This is a genomic window from Dyella kyungheensis (assembly GCF_016905005.1).
Taxonomy (GTDB): domain Bacteria; phylum Pseudomonadota; class Gammaproteobacteria; order Xanthomonadales; family Rhodanobacteraceae; genus Dyella; species Dyella kyungheensis.
In genome coordinates this window covers 245,687-263,798 of record NZ_JADIKC010000007.1, presented here as the reverse complement: position 1 = coordinate 263,798, position 18,112 = coordinate 245,687, and the positions used below count along the sequence as shown (strand labels likewise).

Annotated in this window: 12 protein-coding genes; 7 read left to right on the top strand and 5 right to left on the bottom strand. The window is 65.9% G+C overall.

Translation table 11 applies throughout. The features are described from left to right. Positions 1 to 85: 85 nt before the first annotated feature. Together ISP20_RS15835 and pgmB are read right to left on the bottom strand one after the other, a co-directional pair. On the bottom strand, positions 86 to 2,626 hold the full coding sequence (locus tag ISP20_RS15835) for a TonB-dependent receptor (RefSeq protein WP_204637078.1): 2,541 nt from the start codon (positions 2,624 to 2,626) through the stop codon (positions 86 to 88). A 64-nt stretch (positions 2,627 to 2,690) separates the two neighbouring features. After that, positions 2,691 to 5,699: a beta-phosphoglucomutase gene (pgmB, locus tag ISP20_RS15830; protein WP_338031021.1), complete on the bottom strand. Its 3,009-nt coding sequence runs from the start codon at positions 5,697 to 5,699 to the stop codon at positions 2,691 to 2,693. Positions 5,700 to 6,171: 472 nt separating this feature from the next. Between pgmB and ISP20_RS15825 the strand changes: the two genes are divergently transcribed. Next, complete coding sequence (locus ISP20_RS15825) at positions 6,172 to 7,125, top strand: LacI family DNA-binding transcriptional regulator (protein WP_204637377.1); 954 nt, start codon at positions 6,172 to 6,174, stop codon at positions 7,123 to 7,125. A gap of 197 nt (positions 7,126 to 7,322) precedes the next feature. Here ISP20_RS15825 and ISP20_RS15820 read toward each other — a convergent pair whose 3' ends face one another. After that, positions 7,323 to 8,954 (bottom strand): sensor histidine kinase, encoded by a 1,632-nt coding sequence (locus tag ISP20_RS15820; protein ID WP_338031020.1) that lies wholly within the window; start codon positions 8,952 to 8,954, stop codon positions 7,323 to 7,325. A 299-nt stretch (positions 8,955 to 9,253) separates the two neighbouring features. Here ISP20_RS15820 and sucC point away from each other — a divergent pair, with 299 nt between their 5' ends. Beyond that, on the top strand, positions 9,254 to 10,417 hold the full coding sequence (gene sucC, locus ISP20_RS15815; protein ID WP_204637075.1) for an ADP-forming succinate--CoA ligase subunit beta: 1,164 nt from the start codon (positions 9,254 to 9,256) through the stop codon (positions 10,415 to 10,417). Positions 10,418 to 10,430: 13 nt separating this feature from the next. Next, on the top strand, positions 10,431 to 11,306 hold the full coding sequence (gene sucD / locus ISP20_RS15810) for a succinate--CoA ligase subunit alpha (protein ID WP_046972115.1): 876 nt from the start codon (positions 10,431 to 10,433) through the stop codon (positions 11,304 to 11,306). 223 nt (positions 11,307 to 11,529) lie between these two features. Here sucD and ISP20_RS15805 read toward each other — a convergent pair whose 3' ends face one another. Beyond that, positions 11,530 to 12,429 carry a LysR family transcriptional regulator ArgP gene (locus ISP20_RS15805; RefSeq protein ID WP_204637074.1) on the bottom strand — a complete coding sequence of 300 codons (900 nt, stop codon included), beginning with the start codon at positions 12,427 to 12,429 and terminating at the stop codon, positions 11,530 to 11,532. A 182-nt stretch (positions 12,430 to 12,611) separates the two neighbouring features. On the opposite strand from ISP20_RS15805, the gene ISP20_RS15800 reads away from it, so the two are divergent. Together ISP20_RS15800 and ISP20_RS15795 are read left to right on the top strand one after the other, a co-directional pair. After that, positions 12,612 to 13,229, top strand: a complete 618-nt coding sequence (locus ISP20_RS15800) for a LysE/ArgO family amino acid transporter (protein ID WP_204637073.1) — start codon at positions 12,612 to 12,614, stop codon at positions 13,227 to 13,229. A 73-nt stretch (positions 13,230 to 13,302) separates the two neighbouring features. After that, a complete protein-coding gene (locus ISP20_RS15795; RefSeq protein ID WP_204637072.1) occupies positions 13,303 to 14,934 on the top strand; it encodes an NAD+ synthase in 1,632 nt (543 codons plus the stop codon). Positions 14,935 to 15,179: 245 nt separating this feature from the next. Here ISP20_RS15795 and ISP20_RS15790 read toward each other — a convergent pair whose 3' ends face one another. Continuing rightward, positions 15,180 to 16,022, bottom strand: coding sequence for an outer membrane protein assembly factor BamD (locus ISP20_RS15790; RefSeq protein WP_204637071.1), 843 nt, complete (start codon positions 16,020 to 16,022; stop codon positions 15,180 to 15,182). Positions 16,023 to 16,091: 69 nt separating this feature from the next. Here ISP20_RS15790 and rluD point away from each other — a divergent pair, with 69 nt between their 5' ends. Together rluD and pgeF are read left to right on the top strand one after the other, a co-directional pair. Continuing rightward, a complete protein-coding gene (gene rluD / locus ISP20_RS15785; RefSeq protein ID WP_204637070.1) occupies positions 16,092 to 17,069 on the top strand; it encodes a 23S rRNA pseudouridine(1911/1915/1917) synthase RluD in 978 nt (325 codons plus the stop codon). Then, entirely contained in the window at positions 17,069 to 17,824 is a 756-nt protein-coding gene (gene pgeF, locus ISP20_RS15780; protein WP_204637069.1) for a peptidoglycan editing factor PgeF, read from the top strand. The genes rluD and pgeF overlap by 1 nt, the downstream gene beginning before the upstream one ends. Positions 17,825 to 18,112: the final 288 nt, after the last annotated feature.

The window sequence follows — 18,112 nt, the reverse complement described above, 5'->3', positions numbered from 1 at the left end:
TCTAAAAAGGTCCCGGACCGCCGCACTAGTGGCGGCCCGGGACAGTCGAGGGAAGTGCTAGGTGAAGCGTCTTGCGTGAAACGATTTAGAAGTTGTACTTGACCTGCAGGTTGACCTCACGACCTTCGATCGAGCGGGCAAGAATCACTCCGCCCGCGCTGGCAAAGCCGAACAGACGCGAGTTGCCTTCGGTGATGCCGATCTCGTTGGTGAGGTTGGTGCCCTGCAGGTTAACCTGCCAGTTGTCGCCGATGTTCGCCGTGGCACCGAACGCCAGCGTGTGGTACTGGCCGAGCGGCTGCTGCTCGATCAGGTCGCCGTAGCGGTTGCCGACGTATTCGTAGGTCAGCCACAGCTTCATGTTGCCGAAGCCGGTGGGCCACTGGTACGACGGCGTCAGGATGCCGTGGAACTGCGGCTGGCGCTGCAGCTGCATACCGTTGAGGCTGGCGCAGCCCTCTTCTCCACTCTGCTGCAGGTAGGGCGTGCAGGCGGCGCTGTGCGTGTAGTGGCCGTCCATGTAGTTGCCGCTGAACGCGATCTGGAAGCCCGGCGTGCCCGGCACCGGCTTCAGCACCGTGGTGAAGTTGATGCCCTTGGTGGCCGAGCCGTAGTCGAACGAGAACTGCTGGCCATTGCCCTGGGTGATCGTGTACGGCACGTTGTAGAACAACTTGCGGTACGCGTTCACGTCCACGTACACCCAGTCGGCCTGGTACTTGAAGCCCACTTCCATGTTGTGGATCTTGTTGATCGGCTGGCTGGGCAGGCCACGCAGGTCATCGAAGCCCGGGAAGTGCACGCCGTCGTTGACGCGTGCGTACACGCTCATGTTGCTCTGGATCTCGTAGTTGGCGCCGATCGTCCACGACGGTGCGGTCTTTGCGTAATTGATGTACGTGTTGCCGGCCGTCAGGTACTGCGAGTTGTTGTTGTAGAGCGTGGTCGGATTGCCGTCGAGATCGCCGGTGGCCGTGTTCTGGATGCGGCCATTGGCTTCCTGGCGTTCCTCGCGGACACCGACGTCGAACAACCACTTGTCGACCTTCCACGAGTCGGTCAGGAAGAACGCCGTATTGAAGCCGTTCCACGCTTCGCGAATCGCCGTCGACGGACCGCTGACGAAACCGCCCGGGCTCGACAGCACGTCGCCGTTGCTCAGCGTCACGGCGATCGGGTACGGATTGTTCTTGGCCTGCAGCAGCATGTTGTTGCCGAGCAGCCAGTTGTCGTGATCGTTGTAGACGGCGGTGTAGTTGCCGAACGTCAGCGTGTTGCCTTCGAAGATGTCCTTGCTGATGTGGAACTCGTTCGACGCACCCTGGATGCGCTTGTGTACGTACCAGTAGCCCTGCGTGGTGACGTTCTGGTTCATGTCCGCCGCGCCGCCGTTGTTGACGTAGGTGGCGGTGGCGGTGGTGCCGGCCGGGAGGCCGTCGGCGGTGATCTGGTCGTCGATGTAGCTGCCCAGCGTCTGCGGATTGGCACCGGTGCTGAAGAACGCGACCGTGTTCATCTCACCGCCGGTGAAGTTGAACTTGTCCGAAATGTTCCAGCCGTCGCCGAAGGTCAGGTCGAGATTGCCACCGACGGACACCACGTCGGCGCCGCGGCCGTCGGCCAGGTTCACATGCTGGCCGGCCGGCTGGCAGCCCGCCGTGGTGCACGGCGTGGTCTGCAGGAAGGCGTACTGGTCGGCCTTGCTGCCGAAGGTGCCGGTGAGCGCATCGAAGCCGGGGTAGTTGTCGAACTGGCCACGGCCCGGATTGAGGATCGGCGTATCGGTGACGAACTGGTTGTGGTCCTTCAGGTCGCGCGCGTAGAACATGATCGAGCCGCTGTCGCCGAAGTTGTGCGTCAACGTGGCGGTCAGCGAGCCGCCCTTGTCGGCATCGAACTGCGGATCGCGCACGCCGTCGGACTGGCGCCAGAAGCCGCCCACGCTGCCGTACCAGCCGTCGGCGATCTTGAAGCCGTAGAAGCCGTCCAGACGCACCAGGCCTTCCGACCCGTAGGTGACGCCGATGTCGCCGCTGGGTTTGTCGGTGCCTTCGCGCAGGATGAAGTTGGCGGTGAGGCCGGGCTGGCCGTTGCCGTACAGCACGGCCGGGCCGCCGAGCACGAATTCCGCATGATCGATGGTGTCATCGAGGCGGAACATCGAGGAGTTTTCCATGAACGACAGCGTCGGCATCGGATAGATCGGCGAGCCGTTGATCTGCAGCGTGGCGAACGGCGCATCGCCGCCGCCCGGGAAGCCGGCCACTTCGATGTTCGCACCGGTCTGGCCGCCCGACGATTCCGGGAACACACCCGGCGCCATCTTCAGCAGGTCGGCCGTGCTCTTGGGATTGAATTCGCGGATCTGGTCGAGCGTGGCCGCGGTGACCGAGTACGAGGTGTCGATCTTCTTCAGGCCGCCGGCAGCGGCGGTACCGGTGACCACCACCTGGTCGAGATTGGTGGCGTTCTTCTGGTTGGCCGGCGCGGGCGGTGCCGGCGTCGTGCCTTGTGCGGCAGCGGGCGCCGCGTTGGGTGTCGCATCCTGCGCATGTAGAGAACCGGCGGCGAGCAAAGCGGCGATGCTGGTGACAAGCAGCCGACGAGTCATGCGTTGCGTGTTCATAGTGTTTCCTCCCCATCAAAGAAAAGCTGTTGTTTGTGTTTCTTAGGAGTGGTGCTTCACGCTGTCAGAGTGGTCCTGAGCAGTGGTTCGGCAGGACTTCCGACGACGTCTCCCGGTCGTTCGGCTGCCCGCTGATGTAGCGTTGGATATCGAAAGCCTCGATACCCACCAGAATGTCTTCGGCGCGCGCCAGCACGGTCGCGTCGCCCACGCCCACGGCACGCATGCCGGCGGCGAGAATGCTGTCGACGCCGGCCGCGGCATCTTCCACGCCAAGACACGTTTCCGGCGCCACGCCCAAGCCGGTGGCCGCGGCGAGAAAGATTTCCGGATGCGGTTTGGAGTGCGTGATGCGCGAAGCGTCGACGACGTAATCGAACAACTCGGCGATACCCAGCCGATCCAGCAGCAACGGCGCGTTGCGGCTGGCCGACGCCAGCCCGGTGCGCAGGCCCGCGTCGCGCACGCTTTCCACCGCGCTGCGCGCACCGCGAAGCAGCTGATCGGGGCCGAAGCACTCGATCTGTGCCACGTAGTAGGAATTCTTGCGATCTTCCAGCACGCGTTTCTCGCGCTCGGAATACGCGTGCGGCGCACGTTCCAGCAGGATTTCCAGCGAGCCGCGGCGATCCACGCCCTTCATGCGCTCGGCGATGTGTTCGTCGAACGGCGCGCCGATGTCGTGCGCCAGCTGTTCCCAGGCCGCGCGATGCACGACCGCGGTGTCGGCGATCACGCCGTCGAGATCGAAGATCACGGCTTGCAGCGAGGCGTCGCTGGCGGGCGCGCGATGCGGCATGGAAATCGATTCGCCCTGGCGCAACCGCACGTGTTCGCCGGCATGACGGAAGTGCAGCTGATCGCCGCGCGTCACCGTGTAACGCACGCCGGTGCGATCCACTTCCACGCGCAGATGGCCCCGCTGCCAGGCGATGCCGAAGCGATAGCGATGCCATGCATCGGGCAGTTGCGGGCGCAGGCGCAGTTCGCCATCCACCACGCGCATGCCGCCGTAGCCCCAGGCGAGCGACTGCCAGCTGCCGGCCATGGCCGCCATGTGCAGGCCGTGCGCCGCGTTGCCGTGCAGGTCGTCCAGATCCACCCGCAAGGTGTCCTGGAAGTAGCGCCATGCCTTGTCGGCTTCGCCCACTTCCGCCGCCATCACGCCGAACGTGGAAGCGGACAGGGTGGAGTCGTGCACCGTGACGTCTTCGTAGTAGTCGAAGTTGCGGCGCTTGGCGGCCACCGTCACGTCGTCGCCGGCGAGCAGCAGCGCAAGCAGGGTATCGGCCTGCTTGCACACCTGGTGCCGATAGATGGTCAGCGGATGCAGTTCCAGCAGCAGCGGACGCTTGCCTTCGCCCGCCGAGCGCGCCGGCATGCGCGGCTTGTCGAGGAAGGTGTCGTCCTGCGGGAAGATGCCCAGTTCCGCGTCTTCGGCCAGGTACATCAGCTCGGCGGCGCGCTGCCACTGCATGATCTCGAACTGTTCCAGGCCGATGCGGCGCGCCAGCTCCGCGAAGCTGTCCGGCGCGGTGTCGGCCAGCCAGCGGGCCACGTTCGCGGCATCGCGCAAGTGACGCTGCGCCATGCGGTTGGTGTAATGGTTGTTGTCGACCAGCGCGGTGTATTCGTCGGGGCCGGTCACGTCATGGATGCAGAACGCACCGCCGCGACGCGCATTGAAGTGGCCGATGTCCAGCCAGATGCGCGCCGTCTCGAACAGCATCTCCGCGCCCACGTCGCGCAGGAACGCGTCGTCGCCGCTCGCATCGACGTAGTGGCGGATCGCCCAGGCCACGGCGGCATTGATGTGGTACTGCGCCGAGCCGCTGGGGAAATAGGCGGAGCATTCGTCGCCGCTGATGGTGCGCCATGCATACAGCGCACCTCGCGCGTGGTTCATTTCGCGGGCATGGGCGCGTGCGCGGTCGAGCGTGCCGTGGCGATACATCAGCATGCTGCGCGCCACGTCGGGCGCAAGCGCCACCATCGCCGGCAGCATGAAAGCCTCGGCGTCCCAGAAATAGTGGCCTTCGTAGCCTTCGCCGGTGAGGCCCTTGGCCGCGGTGCTGCCCCGGCCGTCGCGACTGCTCGACTGGAAGATATGGAACAGGTTGAAACGCAGCGCCTGTTCGGTGACGGGATCGCCGTCGATGGCCAGATCGGCGTTCTGCCACAGCTGCGTCAGCGCCTGCGTCTGGCGCGCCAGCAGGGCGTCGTAACCGTGCTCGTATGCCTGGATAAGCGCGCTGGCGGTGCGCGCAAGCAGCTCGGCGTCAGTATCGGCGCCACCGGGTTGGGTCCATGCATAGGCGACGTATTTCTCGAACGTCACCGACTTGCCCGGCGCCAGGTCGCCTTCGAACACCTGCATCACGCCATGTTGCGCGAGGTTGGCCAGGCGGAAGCCGAGGCTGTCGTCGATGATCGCGTGCTGCTGCATGCAGGCCACGCGGATATCGCTGTGCGCGGTGCGCTGGAGCACATGGGCCACGCTATCGCCCGCGGCGGCATCGATGGTGGCCAGGCCGCCGTCGACTCGCGTGCCGATGCGCGGATCGTCGCCTTGCTCGGTCGCGCTGCGCGCCGTGCTGATGGAAGACTCCAGCGTCACCGGGCCGGTGTAGTCCACCGAAGTCACGCGGTACCGGATCGCCAGCAAGGCGGCGCTATCGAAACTGACGATGCGTTCGGCGTCGATCAGCAAGGTGGCGCCGTCCGGCGAACGCCAGCGCAACTGGCGGCGATAGCTGCCGGTGCGCAGGTCGAGGGCGCGTTCGAACTGCTGCCATTCGCCTTCGCCAAGCCGCACCGGCGTGTCGCCCAGGCGCAGATGGATGCGGGTGCCGTCGGCGACGGGGATGCGCGTGTCGGTATGCGCGGCAAAACCGGGGAAGCGCTCGTGGTACTCGATCGGCGTACGTTCCCAGGCACCGGCGAGGAAGCAGGCCTGGCTGGCGCTGTCGCCTTCCTCCAGGCCGCCGCGCACGCCGAGCGCGCCGTTGGACAGGGCAAACAGGCTTTCATCCTGCGCGAAGGCGGCGGGATCGGCGTTCTGACGGGTTACCACCCACGGGTCGCGCCAGGCACGACCAAGGGGCGGCAAGACCTGCGCCGTTTCTTGAAGGTCCAACGTCACTCTCTCCGCTTTATTTTTGGCTTTCCGGAAGGCCTGCAGATCGAGCAGGCCATCCTGGCTTCTTGGTGTGCGGGCGGAGCTTCGCAGCAAATGTTATCGATATCAAGATATCGATAACATTTGCTGCGTCACAACATAGTTGCGTCTGGTATCGATATCATCGGTGGTGTGTTGCGAACTTGCGACGGCAAGCGAAAACTTGCGGCGCCGGGTCACCTTGGCGGCTAAAGGATCATTTCCATACGGCGTTGGACGTTGAGGCCGCAAACCACGACACTGTTCGCGTTTGCCAAGGTTGGCCGTTGTGCGGAAAACCGCGCGACCGCTCACAAGACATTGGGGCTAGGTCTTGAGTCGTCACCAAAAGAATCGCCAAGGCGCCGCGCCGACCGCCAGTCTCACCATGGCGGATCTTGCGAAGGTCGCCGGGGTATCCAAGATCACCATTTCGCGGGCGCTCAGCGATAGCCCGCTGGTGCAGCGCGAGACCCGCGAGCGATTGCAGGCGCTGGCCCACGAGCTGGGCTACAAGCTCAATGTCAGCGCGCGCAATCTGCGCCTGCGCCGCAGCCATACGGTGGCGGTGATCGTGGAAATGAAACCCTCCCACGACCGCACCATGCTCGACCCGTATCCGCTGATCCTGCTGGGCGGCATTTCGCAGGAGCTGACCGCGCACGGCTATAGCGTGCTGCTCACCACCCGGCAGGGCGCCACCGCTGCGGCGGTGCAGGCGGCGGATGGCTTGATCCTGCTGGGCCAGGGTTCGCGCCAGGACGCTGTGCGCCGCTTCGACAAGCTGGGCCTGCCGATGGTGGTGTGGGGCGCGCCGGGCGACGAGCACATCGTGGTGGGCAGCGACAACGAACAAGGTGGCCGCGTGGTGGCGGAACATTTCATCCGCCTGGGCCGCCGCAATCCGGTGTTCGTGGGCAACCCGAACCACCCCGAGATCTTCGAGCGACTCAACGGCTTCGTGGCGGCACTGGCCAAGCACGGCGTCAAGCCGCTGCTGATCCGCCGCGACGAATTCACGCTGGCGTCGGGCGGCGACGCCATGCATTCGCTGATGGATCGCGGCGTGCCGTTCGATGCCGTGTTCGCCTGCAGCGATCTGCTGGCGATGGGCGCGATCCGCGCACTCAACACGCTGGGATGCACGGTGCCGGGCGATGTTTCCGTGGTGGGCTACGACGACATGCCGCTGGCGGCGAGTTTCCTGCCGCCGCTCAGTTCGGTGCGCCAGGACTGGCAGGAAGGCGGCACGCTGCTCGCGCGCAAGGTGCTGGCGCTGATCGGCGATCAGCCGCAGCAGTCGGAAACGCTGCCGGTTGAGCTGATCGTTCGCGAGACCTGATGGGGCCAGGGCGCCTGGCGATATGCCCGCAGCCTCCCTCACCGTCATTCCGGCGCAGGCCGGAATCCAGTGGCGCGAGGTTTAGTTTTCGCGCACCTCTGAGCCCAGGCTGTTTTAAGGCAGTGCCGGCCACTGGGGCGCCTGGATTCCGGCCTGCGCCGGAATGACGGTGAAGGGTGAGGTGCGCTCGGAGGGCCTTACCCTGCCGCTGCCGCATCCCCAGTCGCCTTGCCCACCCGCGCCGGCGTCAACACCAGCCGGAAGCAGCTGCCGCCACCCGCCACACGCACATATTCCAGCGACGCCTGATTCGCCTCGCTCATCTGGCGCGCGAGATAAAGCCCAAGACCCGTGCCGTATTCGTGCGTCGTATAGAACGGCTCGAAGATCTGCGCCGCCACTTTCGGTGCAATGCCCGGACCGCGGTCGATCACTTCGAGAATCGGCACGCCGTGTTCGCCATGGCGGGCCACCACCATCACGCGGGCGGGTTCGCCCGGCATGCGTCCATAGCGCAGTGCGTTCTGCACCAGGTTCCACACCACTTGCTGCAGCTGCTGCGGATCGGCCACCGCCGCCACCGGCGTGCTGGCCTGGATCACGCGCAGCGAATCCTCACCCAGGTCGTTGCCCTGGCGGTATTCGTCGACGAACTGGTTGGCCCAGGTGCCCAGGTCCAGCGTCTCCGGGCGCGAGCGCTCGCGCCGCGACAACTGCAGGATGTTCTCGATGATCTCGTTCAAGCGCACGCAGTGGTTGTTGATGATCTCCACCATGCGCTGGTCGGTCGGCGGCAGGTCTTCCGACTCCGCCAGCAACTGCGCGGAATAGCGGATCGCCGCCAGCGGGTTGCGGATTTCGTGCGCGATCGAGGCCGACAGGCGGCCCAGCGAACTGAGTGTGAGTTCCTCGGCGCGACGCGACACCAGCGAAGTGTCATCGAGGAAGATCAGCACGTGCGAGTCGTCGTTCGGCGCCAGTCGGCTGAAGCGCGGCACCACTTCGGGCACGCCGTCGGCCAGTTGGGTGGCCGATTCATCCAGCTTGCCCGAGGTCATCCAGTGGTACAGGCGGCGCGACAGCTCCGGCGCCACGCGGCCCAGGTCGCGCTGGTCGGCGGTGGGATTGCCCAGCAGCATCCAGGCCGACTCGTTCATCTGGTGGATGCGGTTGGCATCGTCCACCAGCAGCACGCCGGTCTTCATGCGGCGGATGATCAGCTCGTTGACCTGGGCCAGATTGGCCAGGTCGACACCGCGCTGTTCGGCCAGCGCTTCGCTGGCGCGGATCTGCCGGCTCAGCACGTAGCACAGCATGGTGATGGCGAAATAGGCCAGGCCGAACAGGCTCGATTCCAGCAGCTCGCGGTCCATGCCGCCCTGGCCCTGCGCCTCGAGCACCGAATGGCCGATCACCCCCAGCGTCGCCAGCGCGGCGAAGAAGCAGGAGAGCCGCAGCGGCAGGATCAGCGCGCCGGCCGCCAGGTTCACCGCCAGCATCATGGCGATGCCGATGCGGGCGTCGTGCATGGTGATGATCGCCAGCACCGCCGCAATGATGTCCACCGCCAGCGCGCCCGACACCGTCCAGCGGATCCAGGGGGTGGAGCGGCGGGTCAGCGAGAGCATCCCCAGGGCGAACAGCAGGAACAGCACGGCCACGCCGCGGGCCAGTCCCACGTCGGCCAGCTTGGGCCAGCCCAGCGTGCTGGGACTCAGCGCCAGGCCGATGTAGACCAGCGCCTGGGCCAGCCGGAAACAGTTGAGGAACAAGAGCTCGTGGCGCGCCGCCTCGGGAGCCGGACGCGCGGTGGGGTAGGCAGGCTGCACGGTGTTGGACACCTGGGCGGGCTCTCTTTCAGTCGGCCGGAAGGCGGGCGGAGCCAGTATAGACGGGGCTTCCGCGGCTTGTACGCACCGGCCGTCCGCGGCCGCCGGCCGGGCCGCCCCTTTCCATCGGGGGCCGCTGCTGCGAAAATACCGGGCCGTATTGCGCGGTTTCCGTCATGTCGACAGGCAGGCGGCGGCGCACTGCATCCCGGCAGCGCTCGTACCGCCGTCGTTCCCCTGACCGTCCGGTCTCCCACAACCGGCCGGCCGTCATGTTCCCCCGTACTCTCGAGGTATCCATGAATTTCCACGAGTACCAGGCCAAAGAATTGTTCGCGAAGTACGGCATTGCCGTGCCCCCGGGCAAGGTCGCCAACTCTCCCGATGCCGCTGTCGACGCCGCCAAGCACCTTGGTGGTTCGCAGTGGATGGTCAAGGCACAGATCCACGCAGGAGGCCGCGGCAAGGCCGGCGGCGTCAAGTTCTGCAAGAGCCTCGACGACGTGCGCGCAGCTGCCAAGGGCATGCTGGGCACCAACATGGAAACCTACCAGTCGGCCGGCCGTGCGCTGCCGGTGAACCTGGTGCTGGTCACCGACGCGACCAACATCGCCAAGGAACTGTACCTGTCGATCCTGACGGACCGTGACAGCAAGTCGATCTCCTTCATCGCCTCCAAGCACGGCGGCGTGGACATCGAACAGGTCGCCAAGGACACCCCGGAAGACATCCACACCATCGTGGTGGACTTCGTCGAAGGCCTGCAGCCGTACCAGTGCCGCCAGCTTGGCTTCGCCATGGACCTCAATGCGAAGCAGGTCGGCCAGCTGACCAAGATCATGCTGGGCCTGTACAAGCTGTTCAACGAGAAGGACCTGTCCCTGGTCGAGCTGAACCCGCTCGCCATCCTCGAAGACGGCAACCTCGCCGCCCTCGACGGTAAGGTCAACTCCGACGACAACGCCGAGTTCCGTCATCCCGATCTGGCCGCCATGCGCGACCTGACCCAGGAAGACGCTGCCGAGGCTGCTGCCGTCGTGCACAACCTCAACTACGTCACCATGGACGGCACCATCGGCTGCATGGTCAACGGCGCCGGTCTGGCCATGGCCACCATGGACGTGATCCAGCTGGCAGGCGGCGAGCCGGCCAACTTCCTCGACGTCGGCGGCGGCGCCACCAAGGAACGCGTCACCGAGGCGTTCAAGCTGATTCTTTCTTCCGACAAGGTGAAGGCCATCCTGGTCAACATCTTCGGCGGCATCGTGCGTTGCGACCTGATCGCCGAAGGCATCATCGCGGCCGTGAAGGAAGTGGGTCTGAAGATCCCGGTGGTGGTGCGCCTGCAGGGCACCAATGTGGAGCTGGGCCGCGAACTGCTGGCCAACTCCGGCCTGGCGATCACGCCGGCCAACGATCTCAACGACGCGGCGCAGAAAGCCGTGGCTGCGGCCAAGGGCTGAGGAGCAAAGATCCATGAGCGTTCTCGTCAATAAGAACACCAAGGTCCTCGTGCAGGGCTTCACCGGCCAGCAGGGCACCTTCCACGCGCAGCAGGCGCTGGATTACGGCACCAAGGTCGTCGGCGGCGTGACCCCGGGCAAGGGCGGCAGCGAGCACATCGGCCTGCCGGTCTTCAATTCGGTTTCCGAAGCGGTCGATGAAACCGGCGCCGATGCGTCCGTCATCTTCGTGCCGCCGCCGTTCGCGGCCGACTCGATCCTCGAAGCCATCGATGCCGGCATCAAGGTCATCGTGGCGATCACCGAGGGCATCCCGGTGCTGGACATGCTGCGCGTGAAGAACGTGCTGGCCCAGCACCCGGAAATCGTGCTGATCGGTCCCAACTGCCCCGGCATCATCACCCCGGGCGAGTGCAAGATCGGCATCATGCCGGGTCACATCCACATGCCGGGCAAGGTCGGCATCGTCTCGCGCTCCGGCACGCTGACGTACGAATCAGTGTTCCAGACCACCAACGAAGGCCTGGGCCAGTCCACCGTGATCGGCATCGGCGGCGACCCGATCAACGGCCTGAGCTTCATCGACTGCCTCAAGCTGTTCCAGGACGATCCGCAGACCGAAGGCATCATCATGGTCGGCGAAATCGGCGGCAGCGCTGAAGAAGACGCCGCCGAGTTCATCGGCGAGTACGTCACCAAGCCGGTCGTTTCGTTCATCGCCGGCGCCTCGGCTCCTCCGGGCAAGCGCATGGGCCATGCCGGCGCGATCATCTCGGGCGGCAAGGGCACCGCCGCGGCGAAGTTCGCTGCGCTGGAGAAGGCAGGCGTCACCACGGTGAAGTCGCCGGCCGATCTGGGCAAGACGCTTGCGGGTCTGATGAAGAAGTAATCGAGTCTTTTCGATCGAGCGAAGAAGGGCCGCAGCGATGCGGCCCTTTTTCTTTGGATAGCCTCCAGCACAACCTCGTCTGACACCGCATCTGTGGAAGCGCACCCTGTGCGCGACAGGCGCCGCCTACATGGCGAGGCCTCCGAGCTGCGCAGGGCATGCTCCGATTGCGGTGCACCGCCGTCGCGCACAGGGTGCGCTTCCACAGTACGGGCGAGGCCGCTCACCTGCGCTGGCGCAACCCCTCCTGCGCTGCGCGCAACAATGCCACCGTCACCGTCGCCAACGTCGCCGAGCGAATCGACCAGCACTGCCAATACAACGGAACGTCTAGCCATTGATTGGCCGCGATCGGCTTGAGCGTGCCGGCCGCAAAATGCTTCGCCAGCATCGACTCCGGCGCCATCGCCCAGCCCAGCCCCAGTTCGGCGCCTTCGACAAACGCCGTGGACGACGGCACGTAGTGCATCGGCGGTGCCATGCGCGCGCGGGTGACGCTGTGGATATAGCGCCACTGCAAGGCATCCTTGCGGTTGAACACCAGCATCGGCGCCTGGCCGAGCGAGGCGGCGTTGACGCCGCTGGCGAAATGACGCTTCACGAACGCCGGCGAGGCGACCGGGAGATAGCGCATCACGCCGAGCTTCTTCACGCTGCAGCCCTGGACGGGTTGAGCTTCCGCGGTAATGGCGCCCAGCACCGAGCCGTCGCGTAACAGGTTGGTGGAGTGGTCCTGGTCTTCCACGCGTACGTCGAACAACAGCTGATGGCGGTCGTGCAACTGCGCCAGCGCGGCGAGAAACCAGGTTGCCAGCGAGTCGGCGTTGACGCCGATGGCGACCGTGGCCGGGCCGCTGCTGTCCGGGCCGACCCGGAACTCGTTCAAGGTCTCGGCTTCCAGCAGGCGCATCTGCTGCACGCTGCGAAGCAGGCGTTGGCCGGCTTCGGTCGCTTCGCTGGGCGTGTGGCGCAGGATCAGTACCTGGCCCAGCCGATCCTCCAGCGCCTTGATGCGTTGGGAAATGGCGGAAGGGGTCAGTGACAACCGCCGCGCTGCGCCATCGAAACTGCCTTCTTCCAGGACGGCGGCGAACGCGACGAGTTGGGGGTTGAGCAGGCTCATGGTGCGTCGTCCTGGTCATTCACTGTGGGAGCGCACCCTGTGCGCTAAGCCCTCAGGTACGGCAGTCGCGCACAGGGTGCGCTCCCACATTGGTCATTAGGAAAATTCAGGCAAGTTAAGAATAATTAGTTTTACTGTCCAAGACGTCTACGCCACAGTGGCGGTCTTTTCGGAGCATTCCCATGATTTCCACGGCCTATCTGGCCGGCCTCGCCGCGGGCGCGGGGCTGATCATCGCCATTGGTGCGCAGAACGCCTTCGTGCTGCGCCAGGGCCTGCAGCGGCACTTCATCGGCTCGGTGGTGGCCGTGTGCATTCTCGCGGACGTGGGGCTGATCCTGCTTGGCGTCGCCGGCATGGGGCTGGCGGTGAAGCAACATCCCAGCCTGCTGGAGTGGCTGCGCTACGTGGGTGCTGCCTTCCTGGCGGTCTACGGCATGCTGGCGCTGCGGCGCGCATGGCAGGGCGAAAGCGGCCTGCAGCCGGTGGGCAATGGTGCCTTGAGCCGGGGCCGCATCGTGCTGGCCTGTCTGGCCTTCACCTTGCTCAACCCGCACGTCTACCTGGATACGGTGGTGCTGCTCGGCAGCCTGTCGACGCACTACGCAGGCAATGCGCGCTGGTTCTTCGCCGCCGGCGCGTCCACGGCCAGCGTGTTGTGGTTTCTTTCGCTGGGCTATGGCGCGCGCCTGCTGCTGCCGGTGTTCCGCAGCCCGCTCGCCTGGCGTGTGTTCGATGTGGCCGTCGCGGTGTTCATGCTGACGCTTGCGGTGGTGTTGCTGCGGCAGTCCGTGAGCTGACCGGCGCAGGGCAGGCGGCTTCCGGGCGGGCCTCGGGTACAATTTCAGGCCCCAAGAGTGTGGATTCCCCGGCATGCCCTCCCTACGCTTCGCGCTGGCCCAGTTCGATTTTCCCGTAGGCGCGGTTGCGGCCAACGCGGCCAAGGTGGGGGACCTGCTGGCGCAGGCGCGCGATGGCGGCGCGGCGCTGGTGGCGTTCCCCGAGTTGACCTTGAGCGGTTATCCGCCCGAAGACCTGCTGCTGCGCCCGAGCTTTCTCGCGGCCTGCCAATGCGAGCTCAATGCGCTAGCAGGCGGAACCAACGGCGTGGCCGCGCTGGTCGGTCATCCGCATAGCGAGGGCGAGGTGTACAACGCGGCCAGCCTGCTGCGCGGCGGCAGCATCGAACTGACCACGCACAAACAGGCCTTGCCGAACTACGGCGTGTTCGACGACAAGCGCTATTTCCGCCCCGGCCACGACAGCGCGGTGGCGATGATCGACGGCGTGCGTGTCGGCATGCTGATCTGCGAAGACATCTGGCAACCCGAGCCCGCGGCCAAGGCCGCAGCGGCAGGCGCTGAGCTGATCGTGGTGATCAATGCATCGCCGTGGGACGACGCCAAGCAGTCGTCGCGCGAGGCGGTGCTCACCGAGCGCGCGCTGGAAACCGGCTGTGCCATCGCCTATGTGAACCTGGTGGGCGGACAGGACGAAGTGGTTTACGACGGCGGCTCGCTGCTGGTGAACGCCGACGGCAGCATCGCCGCGCGCGCGCCCACGTTCGCGGACGTCATGCTGTGGGCCGAATTCGACAGCGAAACACGCACCCTGCGCGCGGAAAACTGGCCCACGGCCAGCGATGCGTCGATCGAAGCCACGCTCTACGCCGCGCTGGTGCGCGGCATTCGCGACTACATCGAGAAGAACGGTTTTGCGGGCGTGCTGCTGGGTCTGTCCGGCGGTATCGACTCCGCGCTGACCTTGGCGCTGGCGGTCGACGCGCTGAGTGCGGACCGCGTCACCGCCGTGATGATGCCCACGCGCTACACCTCGCAGCTGTCGCTCGACGGCGCGCGCGCGCAGGCCGTGCAGGCGGGCGTGGATTACCACATCATCAATATCGAGCCGATGGTCGATGCCTTTCTCGGCGCGCTCACGCCCGCGTTTGCCGGCAAGGCCGCCGACACCACCGAGGAAAACCTGCAGTCGCGCACGCGCGGCGTCACCTTGATGGCGTTGTCCAACAAGCACGGCCGCCTGCTGCTGGCCACCGGCAACAAGAGCGAAATGGCGGTGGGCTACGCCACCTTGTACGGCGACATGTGCGGTGCCTATGCGCCGCTGAAGGACGTCTACAAGACCGTGGTCTACCGTCTCTCGCGCTGGCGCAACGCGCACGCGGCACGCCTTGGCGAGCCGGAGGCGATTCCTTCGGCGGTGATCGATCGTCCGCCCTCGGCCGAATTGCGCGACAACCAGACCGACCAGGATTCGCTGCCGCCGTACGACGAGCTCGATGCCATCCTCGAGCGCTTCATCGAAGGCGAACAGTCGCAGGCGGAAATCGCCTCGCAGGGTTTTCATGCCGACACGGTGCGCCGCGTGGTCCGCCTGGTGCTGCTCAACGAATTCAAGCGGCGGCAGGCGGCGCCGGGTCCGCGCGTGACCACACGTGCCTTCGGGCGCGAGCGTCGTTATCCGATCACTTCCGGCTGGAAGTAACGCCTACCTCAGTCTCCTGTAGGAGCGCACCCTGTGCGCGACCGCGGAGCTGAGATGTACCTCTGTTCCACTTGATTGCCTCGCGACAACCCGAAACTGTGGTTCGATTCAGCTCCGCGGTCGCGCACAGGGTGCGCTCCTACAGTGGCTGGCCAGATCGCAGCAAGAAACAAAAAAGCCGGCGGCCCAAGGCCACCGGCTTTTTCATTCACGGGTCGCAAGCGACCAGCGTCACCGCTCTCGAATCAATGATGCCCCGAGAACGGAATCATCTTGCGCAGCGTCGACGGCGGATGCGGCCACTTCGGATCCTTCAGGTACGGATGATCCGGGTAGTTCATGGCCAGCACCTGGCGGGTCTGGTCGGCCAGGTTCTTCTGGTCCATGCCCAGGTAGCTGCGGGTGAGGATGGCCAGCGCGTCGCCGGTCTGCGGTGCCTGCTGGTAGTGCTCGATCACGTACTGCGAGCGGTCCGCGGCGGCCACATAGGCCTTGTTGCGCAGGTAATACTCGGCCACGTTGATCTCGAACTGCGCCAGCACGTTGCGCAGGTAGATCATGCGCTGGCGGGCATCGGCGGTGTACGCGCTGTCCGGGTAGCGGCGCGACAGCTCGGAGAAGTCGTCGAACGACTTCAGGTTGAAGCCCTGGTCGCGACGCGTCTGCGCCTGGTCGCCACGCTGCAGCAGACGCTCCATCGCACCGCCGGTGCGATCGAAATTGATCAGACCGCGCAAGTAATAGGCATAATCTACGTGCTTGTGGGTCGGATACGTCTTGATGAAGCGGTTGATCGTGGAGTAAGCGTCGTCCGGCTGATTGTCTTTGTACTGCGAATAGGCCAGATCGAGCTGGGCCTGTTCGTTGTAGTTGCCGGACGGGAAGCGCGCGATCAGGCGCTGGTAGGCCTTGCTCGCAGCCGAATAATCGGCGTGTTCCATCGAGTCGTGAGCCTTGGCGTACAGCTTGTCTACCGGCAGCGTATCGTTGGTGTCCCTCTTGTGATGGAACATCGAGCATGCGCTCATCGACAAAACGATGGCGAGCACGACAAAAATTTTGAAAGCCGGCAGCTTGGTTACGCGCATGAGAAGGGTTCAGATGTTTGAGCGAAAAGGGATGATAGCCGAAACGGCCGGGCGGCCGGGTGGCCAGCCATGACGATGATCCGTCATGAAGCCGCGGTGCCCCTGACGGCCGCGGGTCGGAGGTTCGACCAGACCTTGGCCGAGATGTTCCCCGACTACTCCCGTTCGCGTCTCACGGCGTGGATCAAGGCCGGCGCGGTGACCCTGGACGGCGCCATCGCGCCGCCCCGCCAGCTGTTGCGCGGCGGGGAAAAAGTCCTGCTGCAAGCGGAACTTGAGACCGAAGTGGAGCTCGAGCCCGAAGCCATTGCGCTGGATGTCGTGCACGAGGACGAGCACGTGCTGGTGCTGAACAAGCCGGCCGGGCTGGTGGTGCATCCGGGCGCAGGAAATAGTGCGGGCACCCTGCTGAACGCCTTGCTGCACCACGATCCGAAGCTGGCCCAGCTGCCGCGCGGCGGCATCGTGCACCGGCTGGACAAGGACACCTCGGGCCTGATGGTGGTGGCCAAGAGCCTGCCCGCCCTCACGGCGCTGGTGGACATGCTGTCCCGCCACGACGTGGAGCGGCAGTACGAAGCGGTAGTGCTCGGCACCCTGGTGGCCGGCGGCACGGTGGATGCCCCGATCGGCCGCCATATGGGCGACCGCCTGCGCCAGGCCGTGCGCGACGAGGAGGACGGCAAGCACGCCGTCACCCATTACCGCCTGCGCGAGCGCTTCCGCGGCCACAGCCTGCTGCAGTGCAGCCTGGAGACCGGCCGTACCCACCAGATTCGCGTGCACCTGTCGCATATCGGCCATCCGCTGGTCGGCGATCCGCTGTACGGCGGCGGCCTCAAGCTGCCCAAGGGCGCCACGCCCGAGCTGGTGGCGGCGCTGCGCGGCTTCCGCCGCCAGGCCCTGCACGCCGAGCGGCTGGCGTTCGAGCATCCGGTCAGCCACGAGCCGCTGTCCTTCAGCGCCGAGCGGCCAGCCGACCAACAGGCCCTGATCGACGCACTGCGCGCCGATACCGCCCAGGCCGACCCGGACGACTGGCGCTGATGCCGGGCGACGCCTGGCTTATCCCGGATTGGCCGGCGCCCGCCCGCGTGCGGGCTGCGGTCAGCACGCGGCAGGGCCCCGGCGTGTCCGAAGGCGCCTGGGCGCGCTTCAATCTCGGGGCCCGCTGCGGCGATCTGCCCGAAGCGGTGGCCGCCAACCGGGCCGCGGTTCGGAGTTCGCTGGGGCTGGCTCGCGATCCGCACTGGCTTCAGCAGGTCCACGGCGTGGACGTGGCCGATGTCGACCGCCTTGCCGGTGGGCCGGAGCCGCGAGCCGACGCCTCGGTGACCCAGCGTGCCGGCGAGCCGCTGGCGATTCTCACCGCCGACTGCCTGCCGGTGCTGTTCTGCACCACCGACGGTCGCGCGGTGGCGGCCGCCCATGCGGGCTGGCGCGGCCTCCAGGCCGGCGTGCTGGAAGCGGCCCTGAATTCCCTGCAGGCGCCGCCTACCCAGGTGATGGCGTGGCTGGGTCCATGCATCGGCAAGGCCAGCTATGAAGTGGGCGAGGAAGTGCGCGATGCCTTCATCGTCTGCGATGCGGGCGCGGCCGAGGGTTTCGAGCCGACGCGACCGGGTCACTGGCTGTGCGATCTCGCCTGGCTGGCGCGTCGCCGGCTGCAGGCAGCAGGCATGACTCGCGTGCATGGCGGCGGCTTCGATACGCGCACCGACGATCGCTTCTATTCCTATCGACGCGATGGGGCGCAGAGCGGAAGGTTTGCGAGTTTGATCTGGCTGCAGGACCAGCCATAACGTCGACCCGTTGTGAGAGGGCCCATGGTGGGAGACCCCCTGTGGGAGCGCACCCTGTGCGCGACAGGCGTCCGAAGGCTTCGCTAGAACCGGTTGCCGAGGTAGCGCTCGGACGCCTGTCGCGCACAGGGTGCGCTCCTACAGAAGTAGGTTGGCCGCGGCTTAGCCTGCCAGGTCCCGCAAGAACGCATTGCGCCACGCGGTCACGTCCTGCTTCTCCAGCACATCCATCATCCGGCGCCAGCGCAAGCACCGGTTGCCGAGGTAGCGCTCGGACGCTTGTCGCGC

Excerpts from the sequence above, each read along its gene's own strand:
- ISP20_RS15835 (WP_204637078.1), bottom strand. The coding sequence starts at position 2,626 with ATGAACACGCAACGCATGACTCGTCGGCTGCTTGTCACCAGCATCGCC.
- ISP20_RS15825 (WP_204637377.1), top strand. The coding sequence starts at position 6,172 with ATGGCGGATCTTGCGAAGGTCGCCGGGGTATCCAAGATCACCATTTCG.
- sucC (WP_204637075.1), top strand. The coding sequence starts at position 9,254 with ATGAATTTCCACGAGTACCAGGCCAAAGAATTGTTCGCGAAGTACGGC.
- sucD (WP_046972115.1), top strand. The coding sequence starts at position 10,431 with ATGAGCGTTCTCGTCAATAAGAACACCAAGGTCCTCGTGCAGGGCTTC.
- ISP20_RS15805 (WP_204637074.1), bottom strand. The coding sequence starts at position 12,429 with ATGAGCCTGCTCAACCCCCAACTCGTCGCGTTCGCCGCCGTCCTGGAA.
- ISP20_RS15800 (WP_204637073.1), top strand. The coding sequence starts at position 12,612 with ATGATTTCCACGGCCTATCTGGCCGGCCTCGCCGCGGGCGCGGGGCTG.
- ISP20_RS15795 (WP_204637072.1), top strand. The coding sequence starts at position 13,303 with ATGCCCTCCCTACGCTTCGCGCTGGCCCAGTTCGATTTTCCCGTAGGC.
- ISP20_RS15790 (WP_204637071.1), bottom strand. The coding sequence starts at position 16,022 with ATGCGCGTAACCAAGCTGCCGGCTTTCAAAATTTTTGTCGTGCTCGCC.
- rluD (WP_204637070.1), top strand. The coding sequence starts at position 16,092 with ATGACGATGATCCGTCATGAAGCCGCGGTGCCCCTGACGGCCGCGGGT.
- pgeF (WP_204637069.1), top strand. The coding sequence starts at position 17,069 with ATGCCGGGCGACGCCTGGCTTATCCCGGATTGGCCGGCGCCCGCCCGC.